Consider the following 1,580-nt stretch of genomic DNA (forward strand, 5'->3'; position numbering starts at 1 on the left):
CCGTAACCCCGCACCCCCCTACCCCCAGGAGACCGCCGTGAGTGACGACGCCGATGTCATCGTCGTGGGAGCCGGCCTCGCCGGGCTCGTCGCCACGTACGAACTCGTCCGCGCGGGGCGCAAGGTGCTCGTCGTCGACCAGGAGAACGAGGCCAACCTCGGCGGCCAGGCCTTCTGGTCGCTGGGCGGACTGTTCTTCGTGGACAGTCCCGAGCAGCGCCGGATGGGCATCAAGGACTCGCACGATCTCGCCCTCGCCGACTGGATGGGCTCGGCGGCCTTCGACCGCGAGCGTGAGGACCACTGGCCGCGCCAGTGGGCCAAGGCGTACGTCAACTTCGCCGCCGGGGAGAAGCGCAGCTATCTGCACGGGCTCGGGCTGCGTCTCACGCCGACCGTCGGGTGGGCCGAGCGCGGCACGGGCACGGCGGGCGGGCACGGCAACTCGGTGCCCCGCTTCCATTTGACGTGGGGCACCGGCCCCGAGGTCGTCCGGGTCTTCCGTGAACCGGTCCTGGAGGCCGCCGCGCGCGGGCGCGTCACCTTCAAGTACCGCCATCGCGTGGACGGGCTGGTCGTCGAGGGCGGGGCGGCGGTCGGGGTACGCGGCACCGTCCTGGCGCCGTCGTCGGAGCCCCGAGGAGTGGCCTCCTCCCGGGAGTCGCACGGCGAGTTCGAGCTGCGCGCGCAGGCCGTCGTCGTCACCTCCGGGGGCATCGGCGGCGACCACGAACTGGTCCGCCGGAACTGGCCGGTCGAGCGGATGGGGCCCGCGCCGCGCTCGATGGTGACGGGTGTGCCCGCGTACGTCGACGGGCGGATGCTGGGGATCACCGAGGAGGCGGGCGGCTCGGTCGTCAACCGCGACCGGATGTGGCACTACACCGAGGGCCTGAAGAACTGGGACACCATCTGGCCCGGCCACGGCATCCGGATCCTCCCCGGGCCCTCCTCGCTGTGGCTGGACGCCACCGGGCGGCGGCTGCCCGCGCCGTTCTTCCCCGGCCACGACACCCTCGGCACGCTCAAGCACATCGTGGGGACCGGCCATGACCACACCTGGTTCGTGCTGACGCGGTCCATCGTGGAGAAGGAGTTCGCGCTCTCCGGCTCGGAGCAGAACCCCGACATCACCGGCAAGGACCTGAAGCTGGCCCTGTCGCGGGTGCGCAAGGGCGCGCCCGGCCCCGTGCAGGCCTTCCTCGACCACGGCGAGGACTTCGTCGTCCGCCGCACTCTTCGCGACCTCGTCGACGGCATGAACGCGATCTCACCCGGCCCGAAGCTCGAACTCGACCAGGTGCGACGGGAGATCCAGGCGCGCGACCGCGAGATCGACAACCCCTACGGCAAGGACTTCCAGGCCATGTCGGTGCGCAACGCGCGTGCGTACTGGCCGGACCGCCTCTCCCGGGTCGCCAAGCCGCACCGGCTGCTCGACCCGGCGCACGGCCCGCTCATCGCCGTACGGCTGCATGTGCTGACGCGCAAGACGCTGGGCGGTCTGGAGACGACGTTGGAGTCCCAGATCGTACGCCCGGACGGGACGCCGTTCGAGGGGCTGTACGCGGCCGGGGAGG

Annotated in this window: 1 protein-coding gene; it reads left to right on the forward strand. The window is 71.9% G+C overall.

Annotated features, from left to right (window positions below):
* Nucleotides 1-37: 37 nt before the first annotated feature.
* Nucleotides 38-1,580, forward strand: a 1,543-nt coding sequence (locus ACJA3G_RS36700) for an FAD-binding dehydrogenase (protein ID WP_406557346.1), incomplete at its 3' end; no start/stop codon positions are given.

The sequence above is a fragment of the Streptomyces sp. YS-3 genome (assembly GCF_045257485.1).
Classification (GTDB): Bacteria; Actinomycetota; Actinomycetes; order Streptomycetales; family Streptomycetaceae; genus Streptomyces.